This window comes from Streptomyces sp. NPDC047525, assembly GCF_040643025.1.
Taxonomy (GTDB): Bacteria; Actinomycetota; Actinomycetes; order Streptomycetales; family Streptomycetaceae; genus Streptomyces; species Streptomyces durmitorensis.
The window spans coordinates 719,463-736,147 of the sequence record NZ_JBEYTL010000003.1 but is presented as its reverse complement, the minus strand read 5'-3'; the positions used below and the strand labels follow the sequence as shown (position 1 = coordinate 736,147).

Here is a 16,685-nt window from a genome sequence, read left to right as displayed (position 1 = left end):
GATGGAAATCCTTGGCGAAGTGCGATGCGGCGCGAGGGTGGCCAGGCAACGACGCGACGGGGCGGCGTGACGGGCAGTCATCGGAGCGATGTCGCGCGATCATGCCAACATCCGTCCGATCGGGGTCAGTTGGGCGCATTGACATCCGATGTATTCAACCCTACGTTCCCGAGCGACCCGTCAACCTCAGGGAGCCGCCCCCATGCGCACACAGCTCAGCCGCACCCGGCGAAGAGTCGCCGGGATCGCCCTGCTCCTCGCCTCGGCCCTCGCCGCGACCGCCGTCCCCGCGGCCGTCGCGGCGCCGACGGAACCCCCGGCCGCCGCGGCCCCGAAGGCCGAGCGGCCCGCGCCCACCGGCCCGGGAACCGACCACGCCACCGACGACCCCTTCACCGCCGACCGCACCAACTGGTTCCGGCAGGACCGCTTCGGCATGTTCATCCACTTCGGCGCCTACTCCAACCTGGAGGGCGAGTACAAGAAGGCCGACGGCTCCGTCTGCCGTGACGCCGAGTGGATCCAGCGCCAGTGCGACATCCCGAAGGCCGAGTACGAGAAGCAGGCCGCCACGTTCAACCCGGCCGACTTCGATGCCAAGGCCGTGGTCAAGGCGGCCAAGGACGCCGGAATGCGTTACATCGTCATCACCTCGAAGCACCACGACGGGTACGCGATGTGGCCCACGAAGGTCAACGACTGGAACCTGCGCGACCACTCCTCCTTCGACAAGAAGCGCGACATCCTCGCCGAGCTGAAGAAGGCATCCGACGACGCGGGCATCAAGCTCGGCTTCTACTACTCGATCTGGGACTGGCACGACCCGGACTTCCCGGACCCGGCCACCTTCCCCCAGTACGAGAAGCGGATGCGCGCCCAGCTCAAGGAGCTGGTCGACAACTACGACCCTGCGCTGCTCTGGTTCGACGGCGAGTGGGACACGGACAAGCCCCACAACCCCTGGACGGCCAAGGACGGCGAGAAGCTGGAGGCCTACCTCCGCGACCTCGACCCGGACCTGGTCATCAACAACCGCGTCGGCAAGCGCCGCGTGGTCGACGGCGACTACGGCACCCCCGAGCAGGAGATCCCCGGCGCACCGGTCGACGGCCAGCTCTGGGAATCCTGCATGACCCTCAACGGCCACTGGGGCTTCGCGCGCTACGACACCGACTGGAAGTCGTCGTCCACCCTGGTCAAGAACCTCCTCTCCACGACGTCCCGCAGCGGCAACTACCTCCTGAACGTCGGCCCCGACGCCCGCGGCCGCGTCCCGCAGCCGTCCGTCGACCGCCTGAAGCAGATGGGCGACTGGCTGCGTTCGTCGGGCCAGGGCAACGCGGTGTTCGGCGCCCGCTACGGCGGACTCGTCGATGAGCCGTCCTGGGGCTCGGTCAGCCGCAAGGGCGACAAGCTGTACGCGGCGGTCACCCAGTGGCCGGCGTCCGGCGCCGCCCTGCACCTGAAGGCGCGTACGGAGTTCAAGGTCACCTCGGCACGGGTGCTCGGCAGCGACCAGAAGGTGACGGTGACCAAGTCGGGCGACGGCTTCGACGTGAAGCCCTCCGGCGCGGCGACCAACGACACCGCCACGGTCGTCGAGCTGAAGGTGGACCCGGGCCCGACGGCCCGCCCCGGCAAGGGCAAGGGCCTGAAGCAGGAGATCTTCGACAACGCGGACCTGAGCGGCACCCCGAAGATCACCCGCACCGATACCACCCTCAACCACGCCTGGAAGTACGGGGGTTCACCGGCGGCGAGCATCCCCTCCGACAAGTTCAGTGTCCGCTGGACCGGCACGCTGGAGCCGCGCCGCTCGGAGACGTACACGCTGACGACCGTCTCCGACGACATGGCGCGGGTGTGGATCGACGGCAAGCTGGTCATCGACTCCTGGACGCCGCACGAGCCGAAGATCGACAAGAGCCAGGTCGCCCTCACCGCGGGCAAGCGGCACTCGATCAAGGTCGAGTACGCGGAACAGACGGGCGAGGCCCACCTGAAGCTGCTCTGGTCCAGCCCGGGACAGGAACAGCAGATCGTGCCGGCGACGCAGCTGTACGCGCGCTGAGCGGTCCGCGGGTCTCCCGCTGACCGAATCAGGCCCCAAGTCCTGCGGAGTCAGGACTTGGGGCCCTCGCCGTGAGGACCAATGGCGGGCACTTTCCGTTCTCCGGAATTGGCAGTGTTGATCGACGCCCAACAGGGCAGACGACCGAATGTCGATCTCCGGCCACCCAGGTCAGGGCATCGACGCACGCCCATCGCCGACCGAGAGAGTGACTGCCCCGTGAGCGCCCCCGAAGCACCCGAAGCCCCAGCACCCGCTCCGGAGGCGATAGCCAGGCACCGTGCGCTCTTCCGCGCGATCCACCGCCGGAAGAACCCGCGCCTGCGCCAGTCGGACATCACCGTCACCGAAGAGGCCCAGGTCAAGCGCGCGGTGAAGGCGACCGCCCTCGGCAACGCCATGGAGTGGTACGACTTCGGCGTCTACGCCTACCTCGCGGTGATCATCGGCAAGGAGTTCTTCCCCTCCGGCAACGACACCGCGCAGACGCTCTCCTCCCTCGCCACCTTCGCCGCCGCCTTCCTGGTGCGCCCCATCGGCGGCATGTTCTTCGGGCCGCTGGGTGACCGGGTCGGCCGCAAGAAGATCCTCGCGCTGACCATGATCATGATGTCGACGGCGACCCTGGCGATCGGCCTGATCCCCAGCTACGCCACCATCGGCTTCTGGGCCCCCGTCCTCCTCGTCCTCTGCCGCATGGTGCAGGGTTTCTCGACGGGCGGCGAGTACGGCGGAGCGGCGACCTTCATCGCCGAGTACGCGCCGGACAAGCGCCGCGGATTCTGGGGCTCCTTCCTGGAGTTCGGCACTCTGATCGGCTACACCGTCGCCGCGGTCCTCGTCACCTCCCTGACCCTGTGGCTCAGCGACGACGCCATGCAGTCCTGGGGCTGGCGCATCCCGTTCCTGGTGGCGGCGCCGCTCGGCCTCATCGGCCTCTACCTGCGGCTGAAGCTCGACGAGTCGCCCGCCTTCCAGAAGATGGCGGAGGCGGAGAGCGGCCCGGCCGCCGAACGCCAGAAGAAGTCCTTCAAGGACTCCTTCTTCGGCCAGTGGCGCGCGATGCTGCTCTGCATCGCCCTGGTGGCGGCGTTCAACATCACCGACTACATGCTGCTGTCCTACATGCCGACGTACCTGACCCAGCTCGGCTTCGGCGAGACCGGCGGCCTGATGTCCATCGTGGTCGTCATGCTGATCCTGATGGCGCTCATCAACTCGGTCGGCCGTCTCTCCGACCGCATCGGCCGCAAGCCGGTCCTGATGGCGGGCTCGGTCGGCTTCTTCGTGCTCGCGCTCCCGGCCTTCCTCCTCATCAAGCAGGGCGGCACGGTGGCGGTCTTCACCGGTCTGCTCATCCTCGGCCTCGCGCTCGTCTGCTACCTGGGCGCGATGTCCTCGTCGCTGCCGGCCCTCTTCCCCACGGACGTCCGCTACGGCTCGCTGTCCATCGGCTTCAACGTCTCGGTCTCGCTCTTCGGCGGTACGACGCCGCTGGTGGTCGCGGGTCTGATCGGCGTGACCGGCAACGACCTGATGCCCGCGTTCTACACGATGCTCGCGGGCCTGATCGGCATCATCGCGGTGGCCGCGATGAAGGAGACGGCCCGCAAGCCCCTCGAAGGCTCCCCGCCGTCGGTCGCGACGGACGAGGAAGCGCGCGAACTGGTGGCGGCGCAGCGGCTCTGACCCCTCAGCCGCGCCCGGCCTCCAGGACGCGCTCACCGGTTTCCCGTCGCGGTAGAAGAAGCTCGCCGGGCGTCTGCCTGGCCATGGCGGGGTCCATGGCCAGGCAGTGCGTGGCGCGGTGGCCCGCCTCCATCGGCGGGCGGGCGGCGCCGGGGTCAGTCGCAGAGACGGCGCGTGCTGAGGGAGCCGCCCGCGTTCTCGTCGTCCGTGCCGAGGGCCGCGAGACCGGAGCCGGGGACGCAGTGCACAGCCTCGATCTTGTGGCCCTTGAACCGCTCCAGGAGCTCGGGCGACCTGTCGACGGACAGCCGCACCTTCCCCGCGGGGGTGACGGAGAGCCTGCCCGCGTCGCTCACGGCGGAGTCGAACGGCCCGTCGTCCCCGGCGTCGGAGGCGGAACTGACCAGCAGACGGCCCGACTTGGTCACTTCGATGTCCGAGGCGTGGCGGACGTCTCCCCGCGGATACGGCGCACGGAACGTCGCCTTCCGCACCGCGCCGAACGTCGACTCACCGTAGGAGTTGATCGAGAACGGCGCCGCGTACAGCGTCGCCGGGCGGTCCGCGCCCGCACCCCGGTCCGCCCAGACCGCGGCCGTCTTGCCGTGCCGCGAGGTCAGGGTGAAGCTCTCGAAGTCGTCGCCCGCGCCGATCTCGGGCAGCGGTGCGACGTCAAGGACCTGCACGGCCTCACCGGCGTCGATCAGCTTGAGGTGGTAGGCGAGCCCGCGGCTGGCCAGGGCCACGTACTCGTCGGACGTGCCCGGCACCGCGTCGAGTGCCTCCAGGTCGATGGGCTCGGCGCCGCCCTGCCAGGTGATCGGCGTGACGGTGGCCGCCTGGCCGGGGCGGTAGACGACGTCGGCGATGCGGTTGTCGCCGGGCCGCTTGTTGTCGCGTACGACGAGGGCGTGCAGAGCGCCACCCGAACGCGAGGCGACGGCGAGACCGCTGATGCCGGACTTCACGTCCGCCCCGACCTGCTGCCATGAACCGGCTTCCGGCTGCGCCGATGACAGGCCGGTGCTGAGCACCACGGCAACTCCCGCGCCCAGGGCGGCAATTGCGGTCAGGACGGTCTTACGCATGGTCAGGGGCCTCTCGCTCGGTGCGTGACGCGCGTAGATTCGCGGCTGGCCGGACCGTAGTGGTCCGGCCGCCGTGAGGCAAGGGGGGTACCTGGACTGGCCTAAGGGGCGATTCGCACCGGCTCCTGCTTCTCCTCCGGCTCCTGCTCCTGGGTGGGGGTGACGGTGCCGGTCGTCCCGCGCTCCGGCCGGAGCAGTGTCGCCGCCAGGGCGATGCCCGCCGCCGCGACGCCCGCGGCCACCCAGAAGGCGAGCCGGTACCCGTCGGCCGTCGCCGCCACGGTCTGGCCGCCGTCCGCGAGCAGTCCCTCCGTGCGGCTGGCCGCCAGCGTGGTCAGGACGGCGAGACCCAGTGAACCGCCCACCACCTGCGTGGTGTTGAAGAGCCCGGAGGCGAGGCCCGCGTCCTCCTCGCGCGCCCCGGCCATCGCGAGCCCCGTCACGGCGGGCATCGCCGCGGCGAACCCGGCGCTGAGCAGCAGCATCGCGGGGAGTACGTCGACGGCGTACGAACCGTCGGCGGGCAGGCGGCCGAGGAGCGCGAGGCCCGCCGTGATGAGGACGAGGCCCGCGAGCACCGAACGGTACGGGCCGAAGCGCCCGATCACCCGGGCGGACAGGCCGAGCATCAGGACGCCGATGGCGACGGGGGCGGGCAGGAACGCGAACCCGGTCTTCAACTCGCCGTAGCCCAGGACCCGTTGGAAGTAGAGAGCACCGATGTACTGGAAGCCGAACATGCCCGCGATCATCAGGATCTGCACGACGTTGGCGCCGGTCAGCGTGCGGGAGCGGAAGACGCGCAGGCGCAGCAGGGGGCGGGCCGTGCGGGTCTGGCGGACGGCGAAGGCGGCGTACAGGGCGAGGGAGAGGGCGGCGAGCGCGAGCGTGGCGGGCGTCCCGCGCTCGCCGGAGCCGACGATCGTGTAGACGGTAAGCATCAGGGCGCCGGTGATGAGTACGGCGCCCGGGTAGTCCGCGCCCCCGGCGAGGCCCGTGCCGCGGTCGTTCGCCAGGACGCGTACGGCGGCGACGAGTGCGACGGCCCCGATCGGCAGGTTGATCAGGAAGATCCAGTGCCAGTTGAGGGTCTCGGTGAGCGCGCCGCCCAGGAACGTGCCGATCGCACCGCCCGCCGCGCCGACCGCGCTGAACACCGCGATGGCCTTGGCCTGTTCGCGCGGCTCGGGGAAGAGGGCCACCAGCATGCCGAGTACGACCGCTGATGTCATCGCCCCGCCGACGCCCTGCACGGCGCGTGCCGCGATCAGCAGGCCCTGGTCGGTGGCGACCCCGCACAGCACGGACGCCGCGGTGAACACGGCGAGGCCCGAGACGAACATCCGCTTGCGGCCGATGAGATCGCCGAGCCGTCCGGCGAGGAGCAGCAGTCCGCCGAAGGCGATGAGGTAGGCGTTCACGACCCAGGCGAGGCCCGGCGCCGAGAAGCCGAGGTCGTTCTGGATGGCGGGCATCGCGACGGTCACGATGTTGCCGTCGATGATCGTCATCAGGAGGCCCGACGACAGCACGGCGAGCGAAGCCCGGCGCGAACGTGGTGAAGCGGACGGGGCCTGAGCCCTGGCATCGGACACGACGAAAACCTCCATGAACTGCATAGGTGCACGACTTGTAACGGGGCTCATCGTGCGTGACCATGGAGGCCGCGAGAAGGAGGAACTTCGATGTCCCAAGGGAACACCGGTGTTACGGCGCAGGTGGTGAACGCGCAGGCGTGCCCGCTGCGCGAAGTTCTTGACAGGGTGGTGGGGAAGTGGAGCATCCCGATCCTGGTCGCGGCGGCCCACGGGCCCATCCGCTTCACCGAACTGGAGCGCAGCATCGAGGGCATCAGCCGCCGCATGCTGACCCTGACCCTGCGGAACCTGGAGCGCGACGGCCTGCTCACGCGCACGGTGTTTCCGACGGTGCCGCCGAAGGTCGAGTATGAACTGACGCCGGTCGCACAGGAACTGCACGGCACGCTGCTGACCCTGACGGGGTGGGCGGAGCGGCACCGGGTGACGATCGCGCAGTCGCGGGCGGACTACGACGAGCGGCGGGGGCTTGTGGACGCGTGAGCGCCCGGTAAGGGGCGCGGGGAACTGCGCGACAAGCCCCCACCGGCCCGCGGATCGATCACCGCGGATCGATCACCGCGTCTTCAGCGGAAGTCCAGCGGGGGCCCAGCGGAAGCTAGGGCTTGCGGGCCACCGCTCCATACGCGTCGACGGGCGTCGTGTCCTCGGATTCGGGGCGCCAGCGGGTGACTTGGGCGACACCGGGATCCACAAGATCCAGGCCGTCGAAGAAGCCGGCGATCTCCTCGACGCTGCGCACGTGGTACGGGATGGCGCCGCTCTTGTTGTACGCGTTCGACGCCGCGATCATGCCGTCGCTGGTGGCGGTGCTGTCACTGATCACCAGATAGCTGCCGGACGGCAGACCCGCCATGAGCCGGGACACGAGGTCGCGTCCCTGCGCGTAATCGCCCACGTGGCCAAGGGTGTTGAGGATCATCAGGGCGACCGGCCGGGAGAGGTCCAGGGTCGCGCTCGCCGCCCGCAGGATCGCCTCGGGGTCGTAGAGATCGGCGTCGATGTACGCGGTCTCGCCCTCGGGCGTGCTGGTGAGCAGCGCGCGGGCGTGGGCCAGGACGAGCGGGTCGTTGTCGACGTACACGATCCGGGAGTCCGGGGCCGCGCGCTGGGCGACCTCGTGCGTGTTGTCGGCGGTCGGCAGGCCCGTGCCGATGTCCAGGAACTGGCGGATGCCCTGCTTCGTCACCAGGTGCCGGACCGCGCGGCCGAGGAAGTTGCGGCTCAGGCGCGCCACGTCGACCAGGCCGGGGTGGATCTCCTTGATGTGGTCGCCTAGTTCGCGGTCCTTCTCGTAGTTGTCCTTGCCGCCCACGAAGTAGTTCCAGAAGCGCGCGGAGTGCGGTGTCGTGGTGTCGATGCGCGCGCGTATGTCCTCGGCGGCGTCGGCTTGGGGGTCACGGTCCGACACGGGGGCCTCCTGTGGGTGAGCGGTCCTGCTCCTGCTGGGTACTTGAAAGAACGATCACCCGCCAATCTAGTTCCCGATCCCCGGAAACGGGGCTCAACGGTGAGAGGTGGGTCAGAGGCCGATCACCTTCGGATCGTCGGCCAGCGCCCTGAAGTACTCGCGCGGATCCGCCACCATCTGCCGTGCGTCGAGATCCAGGAGGCCGCCGATGGAGTGCAGCTCGGCGGCCTTGGTGCCGTCCGTCTTGGTGATCGACTGCTCGATGCGGAACGTCTTGCGCTCGCCCCACACGAAGACGCAGGTCACCTCCACCTCGTCACCCGCGCGCAGTTCGCTGAAGTAGCGGATGGTGTTCTCCAGGGCGACCGGGCCCACCCCCTTGGCGAGCAGGTCGGCCTGCTCGATGCCTGCCGCGCGCAGCACCGACCAGCGGGCGTGCTCGGCGTACTGCAGATAGACGGCCTGGTTGAGATGGCCCTGCGAGTCCGTCTCGTACCCACGGACGCTGATGCTCACGGAAAACGGCTCTGCCACGGCATTCCCTTCAACGGTTCGACACGGTCACTTCTTCGGCGCTCAGTGTCTCTGGCCCCTCCGGGGCGAGGCGAGGAGATAGCGCACCCCGCGGGGCCGCTCGGCATGTTCGCTGACCTGCCATCCCGCGGCCTCCAGCGCGCTCGCGCACGCCCGCAGCTCCTCCGGCGCCGCCACGCGCACGGCGACGGCCTCGGGCTGCGGGGTCTCGCCCACCCGATAGCCGTCAGGCCCCGGCGGGCAGCCCGCCGCCTCCAGGGCAAGCGCGGCGGCCTGCACCAGATGCGTCCGCTCCCAGGCGCAGGGGCGGTCCCGCGCGCCGTCCGGATTGGTCATGCGGCGCATCTCCAGGAGCCCTTCCCAGGCGCTGCGTACGTCGCGTGCGCGGGCCGGGCCTTCGGATCCCGACGGCGGCATCGGTTCGGTGCCGGTGCGGGCGGCGAAGAGGCCGGAGGGAGCGGGGGCGGCGGCCGGGGGCGGGCCGGGGTCCTCGGCGGTGGGGCCGCTCTCCGTGCCTTCCCGCACGCGATGGCCCGTGGGCGTCAGGAAATAGGCGTGCGGCGGACGGGGGTGCCGGAAGGCGAGGCGGTGGCGCACGAGCCCCGCCAGCTGCGCCTCGCTCCCGGTGAGACGGCCCGTCGCCGGGTCCGCGGCCTCGATGATCCGCCGCTGAGCGGCCGTCGGAGGCTTCGTCATGAGCCCACCACTTCCCCAGGTCCTCTTCCGCCTGGTTCCGATAGTGCCTCGTGCCACTGACAACGGCCGCAGGACCTCAGCTGTCCGCCGTCTGCCGGCTCAGCGAACTGTTCCCGTGGCGAGGTCGACGACCTTCTCGGCGACGAGCTCCAGCGTGCGCCGGTCGTCGTCGGCGGTGCCGCGCTCGTCGGGCGTACCGGGGTAGGTGTCGAGCAGGACGTCCGTGGCCCCGAGCTCGGCCAGCGCTTCCAGGTCGGCGCGGAGCTGGTCGACGCTGCCGTGCCCGAGGGGACGCTCCGCGGTGTCCGGCTGCGGGGTGAGCCGGAGCTGGAGGCGGGGCACGAGGTCCGGCACGGGGCGCCCGGCGGCGTCGGCCTCGGCGGCGATCCGGGGCAGCGCCGTCCGCACGGCTTCGAGCGTCGGCATGAACGGGTGCCAGCCCTCGCCGAGGCGGGCCGCGCGGCGCTGGGCGGCGGGGGAGTTGCCGCCGACCCAGACGGGCAGGGGCGTCGCAGGGGCGGGGGCGTTGCGGATGTCTTCGTAGGAGACGTACCGGCCCTGGAAGGAGGTCGTCTCCTCGGCCCATGCGGCGCGGATCGCGGTGAGGTACTCGTCCGTGATGGCGCCGCGCTCCTCGAACGGGACGCCGAGCGCCTCGTACTCGGCGCGGGACCAGCCGACACCGGCGCCGAGGATGAACCCGGCTTCGTTGAGCTGGTCGATGTTGGCGGCAAGGCGGGCGGTCTGGAGCGGGTGGCGGTAGGGGATCACGGTGATCGTCGTGCCGAGCCGCAGCCCCGGTACGCGGCCCGCGAGATGTGCGGCGAGCACGAACTGGTCGTAGAACGGGGCCGGATAGACCGCGTGCACGTCGGGGGTGACCGTTATGTGGTCGGAGATCATCGCAAAGCCGAACCCGATGTCGCGGGCGTCGGTCGCCTGGCGGACGAGGGAGTCGGGGGTGGTGCCGGAGCCGAAGTTGAGGAGATTCACGCCGTATCGCATGGCCGCAAGTCTTGATGATCTTCGGGGTGTGTGTCGAACCGGCCCCTGACATCGACCGGGCGGGTCCTGACATCGACCGGGCCGACCGGCGATACCGGTCGGCCCGGACGTCCGCTACTTGCTCATGGCGAAGCGCATCAGGGCCTGCTCGTCGCCCTGCTTGATCTTCCCGGTCTCGTTGATGACCTCGAGCTTCCAGGTCGCACCGTCCCGGATCGCCTTGGCCACGGCGCAGCCGTTGTCGTTGGTGAGCAGGCTCGGCCAGATGTCGGCGACCTGCTGGGTGCTGCCGCCCGTAGCGTCGTACACCTTGAAGCTGATGTTGCGCGCGTTCTGGAAGGCGCTGCGCTTCTTGTACGCGGCGGCGACGAACACGATGGACGTGATGTTGTCCGGCACGCGCTCGAACTCGACGGTCACCGTCTCGTCGTCGCCGTCACCCTTGCCGGTCTGGTTGTCGCCGCTGTGCACCAGCGAGCCGTTGCCCAGCGGGTCGAGCGAGTCGAGACCGGCGAGGCGCACCGGGTCGGCCCCGGACATCGCGATGGCGATCAGGTCGAGGTCGGTACCGGCCTTCTGGCGGAGCTTCCCCATGAGTCCACCGCTGCTGCCGACGGTGGGGTCCCAGGACACACCTATGGACAGACGGGTCACTCCGCCGAGATCAGCCGGTCCGTCTTCCTTCTTGAGCGTGATCATTCGCGATCCTTCTTGGTGGTGAGAGAGCTATATGGGACAGAGTGTGCCTGGTTTTACGGGCGAATGTTCCAGCTCGCCACCACCGGGCGCCCGTGCTCCGTGCTGAGGCGGCAGACCGTCCCCGTCGCCAACTGGAACAACGCCCCGCCCGAGACCGGCAGTCCGAGGCGCCGGGCCGTGAGCACCCGCAGGAAGTGGGAGTGGGCGAAGAGGACCACGCTGGCCTCGTAGTTGGCCAGAGCCGCGTCGACCTTGGCCAGCATCCGGTCGGCCCGCTCGCCGACCTGCTCCGGAGTCTCACCCGGGTGCTCGGCGGGGCCGGGAGCCACTCCGTCCGTGAACAGAAACCAGTCGGGGCGTGTGCGGTGGATCTCCACCGTCGTGACCCCTTCGTACGCCCCGTAGTCCCACTCGCCCAGATCGGGATCCACCCGGGCGTCCGGGAACCCCGCCAACTCCGCGGTGTCCCGTGCCCGCTCCCGGGGGCTCACGAACGCGGCGCCGATCCGGAACCTCCCGACCAGCGGCGCGAGCCCCCGCGCCTGCTCCCTGCCGTTGTCGGTGAGCGGGATGTCCGTCCAGCTGGTGTGCTGCCCGGTCATGGACCACTCGGTCTCGCCGTGCCGGACGAGGAGCAGGTCACCCATGGTGCGCAACTTCCTGAACCGTGGAGGCAGGACTCAGGGCAGGGCAGCAGCCTGCTCTGCGGGCACTGGTGGGAAAGCGCGTTTCGGTGATCATGGCTCCTGATCCTGCTCCAATTTCACAATATTTCATACGCTACGCCTCCATTCGTCACTCGCGAGGCGGTGCCTCTGGCGCGCCTCGACAAGTCGCGCACGGAGTGTGGAGAGAGCTACGGATTGCCGCCACGGGACAGGACGATCGACCAGAGAGAACCTGGCTGCATGCCGCCGGGTGAGGACTCGTCAGTCACGTACAAGCAACTCCCGGTCAGGGGTTCCCGGAACTGACGAAACCCCCCGGTGGAGGGATCCGCGACCTCTTCGAGGCTGCCTCCCTGGCCCTGCAACACCTCATGGAACAGATCGAACGGCATGAGCTCGGCGAATGCTCCATAGGTATGCGTCAGCGGCGGCGGGACGATGTCTTCGAGACCGCGTGCCATGCGGTGGATCTGAAGCGAGGCCGTCATCGATTCCCAGACGCCGTCACGTTTGACGAACGCCACTTCAACCAGGCCGTAATCCCTGCGCATTCGCGACTTCCGGACGTCGTCCAGAAAATCACCGCCGAGGCTCGCTTCCCAATCCTCCGGTGATGCGCCGAGCGGAACGCCAAGGATCTCGTTCTGCAACGTTGCCCCGACATAGAAATCAACGTCGGACATCAGCCACCCTCCGCCTTGTTCATCTTTTCGAGATTCTTGATGATGAAATGCATTTCAGCTGCGCGATTCTGACTCATCCCGAATTCGCCCTTGTTCATGCTGTTACGCGCAGATGTGGCCTTCGCGATGATGTCATCCCGTAGGGATCGGTTCGAATGAATCTCGTCCAAGACCTTCTGCACCTCGCGGTCACTGGCCGTGCCGTGCTTAAGCCTGATGGGTCTGCCGCCGATCCCTCCCTTGTCATCGGGGAAGATCTGTACCTCATTGTTCTTGATATGGATGTGCGCACCCTTGTTTCCCCAGTCTTGATAGGCCACCGACGCGTGGATGTTGTAGGGGGCGAGCCCGAGCGGGTCAACCCACGTATGTGGGTTGCTGACGTAGGTAACAGGGTTTGGCGCGGCTTCCAGACCGAGCGGGTCCGGTGTCAGGTAGCGAGCTGTCTCGGGGTCGTAGTGGCGGAAGTAGTTGTAGTGGAGTCCCGTCTCAGGGTCGTAGTACTGACCGGGAAAGCGGAGGGGGGTGTACGCCGCTGCGTCGCTGTTCCAAGCTGTTGTGCCCCAGACGGTGCTGCGTGTGTGCCAGGCGATTTCACCCTGCTCATCGACAAGTTCGCTCGGTGTGCCGACGAGGTCGGTGACGATCGCAAAGAAGCGGGCGTCGATCTCCTCCTGTCGAGCGTCTGACGCTGTGATCCGCTCGGTCTGTGCGATGGGCTGGAGCCCATTGTGGTCCCAGGTAAGTGTGACGGGTTCCGGCAACTCAGCTGTGATCGTCGTCTGTTCGCAGAGAGTCGAACCGTCCCACGTGAAGTCCACGCGTTCCAGGGCGCTTTCGCCGTCCGCGGCCATCCGGAACTTGGCAGTGCGTCGGCCGAGCGGGTCGTATGCGTAGCGCCAGCAAGTCCCATCGGGAGTGACGACTGAGGTGAGACGGTCTTCCACGTCCCACTCATAGCGCCAGGTGTCCGGCTTGCGCGACACACGGGTCTTCTGGCGGAGGGTGATGCGGCCCAGGGCGTCGTGCTCGTAGCGGACACGCCCGGCTCGAGTGATGTGGGTGCCGGTATAGGCGCGGGCGCCGGCGGCTTCATGGCCAGGGTGTTCGACGGGCCATGAAGCGGATTGCTGGTTGCCTGCTGTGTCGTAGTCGTACGTCTCTGTCCACTTTGCGGCGTGGACCGCCGTGACACGCCCCTCCGCTGTGAGATCAAATCGGCGCGGACCGGACAGTTGGTCGTCGATACCTGTCAGATGGCCGTCGGCGCGATAGGTGTAAGCGCGGGACTGGAAAGGAGCTTGGGCGCCTCGGGTTGATAGCAATTGTCCGGTCAGGCGGTCCGTTTCGTCGAATGTACTCACCATGGAGAAGTCACCTATGTGGCGGGCGAGTTCACGACTGGCCGGGTCGTATTCGAAGTCGACGGCACGGCCGGATGCAACCAGCTGGGTGACTCGCCCTGCGGCATCGTATTTCCAGGAACTGGTCGCACCAGACGGTGTGACACGTTCGGTGCGGCGGCCCGCTTCGTCGTAGGTGTAACGAAGTTCGCGGCCATTCACCGTCTCAGCTGTCACACGGCCACGTCGGTCCCGGATGTAGGTGACGGTGCTGTCAGCGCTGGCGGCCTTTGTGATCTGGCCTGTCGGGTCGTACGCGAAGGTGGTGAACCGGCCGTGTGCGTTCTTACGTATGGTCCGGCCGAACGCGTCGCGTTCGAATGTAATGGTCTGGCCGAGGGCGTTCGTCAGTGAGGTCAGGCGGCCGGCCTCGTCGTGGACGTAGATGGTCTCGCAGTCGTCGAAATCTGTCTCACAGGACAGGCGCCCTGCGAGATCGTAGACGTAATTCCACGTCAGACCCTGAGGGTTGATGACCTGAGTGAGGCGCAGGGAGGCGTCGTATTCAAATTCGTGGCGGGACCCGTCGGGTCCTGTGCGTGCCGACAAGGCATCGAAGTGTGTGTACTCAGATCGAGAAATCTGTCCCAGTTGGTCGGTGTGGCTGGTGCAATTGCCCTCGCCGTCATACGTCCACGACTCCGTTGCGCCGTCGGGTGTGGTACGCCGCACGAGTTGGCCATCCGCCGACCAGGACAGGCGGGTGGTGTGCCCCAACGCGTCGCAATGAGCCACGGGTCTGCCCCAAACGTCACGTTCCCAGGCGGTGGTACCGCCAAGCGGGTCGGCGACCTCCAGAGGCAGGCCCGCCGTGTCGCAACGCACAGTGGTGACGTGCCCCAGTTCATCAGTGATCCTCAGGGGGTGGCCAGCCGAGGTGTACGCGGTGCTGGAGGTGATGCCGGCCGGATCTGAGGTGATGGTGCAGTTGCCGCGGTCGTCATAGGTGTGCCGCCATGAAGTGCCATCGGGCAGGTCGATGACGGTAGCCAAGTTCAGGTCGTTGTATGTCACGCGGACGACTGCTCCATCGGGACGAGTCACCTCGATCGGCTGTCCCAACGCGTTGTTCGCCAGCGTTGTGGTGTGCCCGAGTTGATCCGTTGTCGCGACGACGTGCTGGTGGGCGTCGTAAACCGTGGTCAGCGTGCCGCCCAGAGGATCGACCTCGGCGACGACCAGGCTTCGGTCATCGATGGCGAAACGGGAGGTTGCTCCCTCGGCAGTGGTGAGCTCTGTGACACGACAGTCTGGCCACGCCGGGTCGACCATGTCGTAGACGAAGGTATTGGCCAGGTGCCCTGCCACTCCCCACTGGCCGGTGCAGCGGTCCTGCTCGTCATAGCTGTAGTTGTATCGGCTGTGGTTGGTGTCTTCCCAAGAGGTGATGCGTCCGCGCTCGTCGTAGGCAAACCGCATCGGCAACCCCGAAGGGTTGATGACCGCAGTCAGATGGCCGTCGGTATAGCTGTAGCGCTTGATCACGACGTCGGAGCGGTCCTCACCCCCGCCGACAAGGCTCAGTGCAGACACTCGCTCGTCGGTGATGGTCAAGGCGAGGTGATAGCCACCGCAGTGGCGGATCGCCTGTGGGGCTCCTTCGGCGTTGTAGTCGAAGTCGATGGTGTTGTGATTCCGGTCTGAGATCCGGGTCAGCTGCGCCACATCGTCAGTGGGCAGGGCGAAGTGGCGGCTGTGCCCGGTGACCGGGTCGGTGACGCGGTAGCCACCGTCGTCCAGGCGCTCCAGCGGCCAACGCGGACCGAAGTCGGGCAGCACTGGGGCATCCGGCCCCTGTGGGTGCGGATACTCGAGCAGCATGCCGTCATCGGTAACGAACACGACGCCCTGTTCGTCGATCTCCAGGCGTTGGTCGATGGTGGACGTCCAGGTAGGCCCGAACCAGCCGCCTGATCGGTAGCCCGACGCAACGCGCCGAGTGAAGACCAACGGGAGCGTGCCGGGCAGTGTGAGGTCGGTTACGTCCAGGAACATCTGCCCGGTGGCCACATCCACTGGGTCACCAAGGCCCTTGATCTTGGTCTTCACACGGTTGTAGGTGCCCTTCGCCCCCTTCGCGATCGCGCTCCGGGCTGATTTCAGGCCCTTCAGCCCGGCCTTGAGGCCCTTCATGCCCTTGGCGAGGCCGCGGAGGGAGGTGAGGCCCTTCATGCCGGGGATGCAGTCCAGGGCAGCGAAGGCGACATCGAGCAGCCCTGCTTCCCCGTTGGCGTATTTGTTGAGGGTGTCGGCGAGGACGACGAGGGCGGCGATGAGGACGATGGCGCCGAGGATCGGCCCGCCGATGATCATGGCGATGATGCCCAGGACGGCGACGACGACTTTGCAGACGGCGACGATGGTGTCCCAGTTGTCGGTGACCCAGTCCCCGACTTCCTCCCACCACTTGCGGTTCTGGATACCGGCGTCGGAGGCGTCTTCGAGTTTCTTCTTCGCGGTGCCTGCCGCGTCCTCGCGCATCTTGCGCGCGTCCTCGGCCATCTTCTTGGCGGCGTCGAGGTTGGACTTCGCGGCGGAGACATCCGACTTGGCCGCCGTCTGGGCCTTCTCGGCGGAGTTGGCGTTGCGGGTGGCGGCCTTGACCTTGTCGGGGTCCGGCTTGGGGACGTCTTTCCCGGAGTCCTTGTCGTCCTTGTACTTGTCGGCTTCCTTGCCCGCCTTGTCCATCCACGAGTCCGCGGAGGTCAGCCGGGTCTGGGCGCTGCTCAAGTCGCCTTGCGCTTCGCGGCCCTTGACCAGGGCCTTGTCCGCCAGGGCCTGGGCGCGCTCCAACTCCGGCCAGTAGGTGGAGAGGGCGTCGCCGGCCATCTCGTAGCTCTTCTTGAGCTTCTTCAGCTTGCCGGGCGCATCCTCGAACTCCGAGGTGAACGATTCAGCGGTCTTGCCCGCCCAGGTGAGGATGGCATCCTCGCCCGCCATCCCCTTGATGTCGCGCAGCACCTTGGACACGTCGTCGGCGAAGTCGTGCAGATTCTTGGCCAGGTTCCGGACCCGGTCCGGATCGCCGGGAGTCGGGTCCTTGTCCAGGTCCAGGACATGCCAGTCTGCTGGGCGGTTGCCCCCCACGTCGTAACCCCCGTCACGTTCGTATCGTCGTCCATTGCTTGATGGACTGGATT

General features: G+C 68.0%; 13 protein-coding genes. 3 read left to right on the top strand and 10 right to left on the bottom strand.

What is annotated here, in order from left to right:
* Positions 1–202: 202 nt before the first annotated feature.
* Positions 203–2,071: an alpha-L-fucosidase gene (locus tag ABZ833_RS12170; protein ID WP_361044626.1), complete on the top strand. Its 1,869-nt coding sequence runs from the start codon at positions 203–205 to the stop codon at positions 2,069–2,071.
* A gap of 219 nt (positions 2,072–2,290) precedes the next feature.
* Complete coding sequence (gene proP, locus ABZ833_RS12165; protein ID WP_361044624.1) at positions 2,291–3,760, top strand: glycine betaine/L-proline transporter ProP; 1,470 nt, start codon at positions 2,291–2,293, stop codon at positions 3,758–3,760.
* Between the two features lie 155 nt (positions 3,761–3,915).
* On the opposite strand, the gene ABZ833_RS12160 is transcribed toward proP, so the two are convergent.
* Together ABZ833_RS12160 and ABZ833_RS12155 are read right to left on the bottom strand one after the other, a co-directional pair.
* Positions 3,916–4,848 (bottom strand): hypothetical protein, encoded by a 933-nt coding sequence (locus ABZ833_RS12160; RefSeq protein ID WP_361044622.1) that lies wholly within the window; start codon positions 4,846–4,848, stop codon positions 3,916–3,918.
* Positions 4,849–4,949: 101 nt separating this feature from the next.
* Positions 4,950–6,443 (bottom strand): MFS transporter, encoded by a 1,494-nt coding sequence (locus ABZ833_RS12155; protein ID WP_361044620.1) that lies wholly within the window; start codon positions 6,441–6,443, stop codon positions 4,950–4,952.
* A 90-nt stretch (positions 6,444–6,533) separates the two neighbouring features.
* On the opposite strand from ABZ833_RS12155, the gene ABZ833_RS12150 reads away from it, so the two are divergent.
* Positions 6,534–6,929: a helix-turn-helix domain-containing protein gene (locus ABZ833_RS12150; RefSeq protein ID WP_361044618.1), complete on the top strand. Its 396-nt coding sequence runs from the start codon at positions 6,534–6,536 to the stop codon at positions 6,927–6,929.
* A gap of 115 nt (positions 6,930–7,044) precedes the next feature.
* Here ABZ833_RS12150 and ABZ833_RS12145 read toward each other — a convergent pair whose 3' ends face one another.
* The 8 genes from ABZ833_RS12145 to ABZ833_RS12110 form a co-directional block, all read right to left on the bottom strand.
* Positions 7,045–7,857, bottom strand: coding sequence for an SAM-dependent methyltransferase (locus tag ABZ833_RS12145; RefSeq protein WP_361044615.1), 813 nt, complete (start codon positions 7,855–7,857; stop codon positions 7,045–7,047).
* A 111-nt stretch (positions 7,858–7,968) separates the two neighbouring features.
* A complete protein-coding gene (locus tag ABZ833_RS12140) occupies positions 7,969–8,391 on the bottom strand; it encodes an acyl-CoA thioesterase (protein WP_361044613.1) in 423 nt (140 codons plus the stop codon).
* A 42-nt stretch (positions 8,392–8,433) separates the two neighbouring features.
* Complete coding sequence (locus ABZ833_RS12135) at positions 8,434–9,087, bottom strand: hypothetical protein (protein WP_361044611.1); 654 nt, start codon at positions 9,085–9,087, stop codon at positions 8,434–8,436.
* Positions 9,088–9,186: 99 nt separating this feature from the next.
* Positions 9,187–10,092: a TIGR03619 family F420-dependent LLM class oxidoreductase gene (locus ABZ833_RS12130; protein WP_361044608.1), complete on the bottom strand. Its 906-nt coding sequence runs from the start codon at positions 10,090–10,092 to the stop codon at positions 9,187–9,189.
* A 114-nt stretch (positions 10,093–10,206) separates the two neighbouring features.
* The gene (locus ABZ833_RS12125) at positions 10,207–10,791 is read right to left on the bottom strand and encodes a TerD family protein (protein WP_249586897.1); all 585 of its coding nucleotides are present in this window, start codon (positions 10,789–10,791) and stop codon (positions 10,207–10,209) included.
* 53 nt (positions 10,792–10,844) lie between these two features.
* On the bottom strand, positions 10,845–11,438 hold the full coding sequence (locus ABZ833_RS12120; protein WP_361044605.1) for a histidine phosphatase family protein: 594 nt from the start codon (positions 11,436–11,438) through the stop codon (positions 10,845–10,847).
* 209 nt (positions 11,439–11,647) lie between these two features.
* Entirely contained in the window at positions 11,648–12,142 is a 495-nt protein-coding gene (locus ABZ833_RS12115; RefSeq protein WP_361044603.1) for a hypothetical protein, read from the bottom strand.
* The gene (locus tag ABZ833_RS12110; protein ID WP_361044601.1) at positions 12,142–16,632 is read right to left on the bottom strand and encodes a DUF6531 domain-containing protein; all 4,491 of its coding nucleotides are present in this window, start codon (positions 16,630–16,632) and stop codon (positions 12,142–12,144) included. The genes ABZ833_RS12115 and ABZ833_RS12110 overlap by 1 nt, the downstream gene beginning before the upstream one ends.
* Between the last annotated feature and the right edge of the window lie 53 nt (positions 16,633–16,685).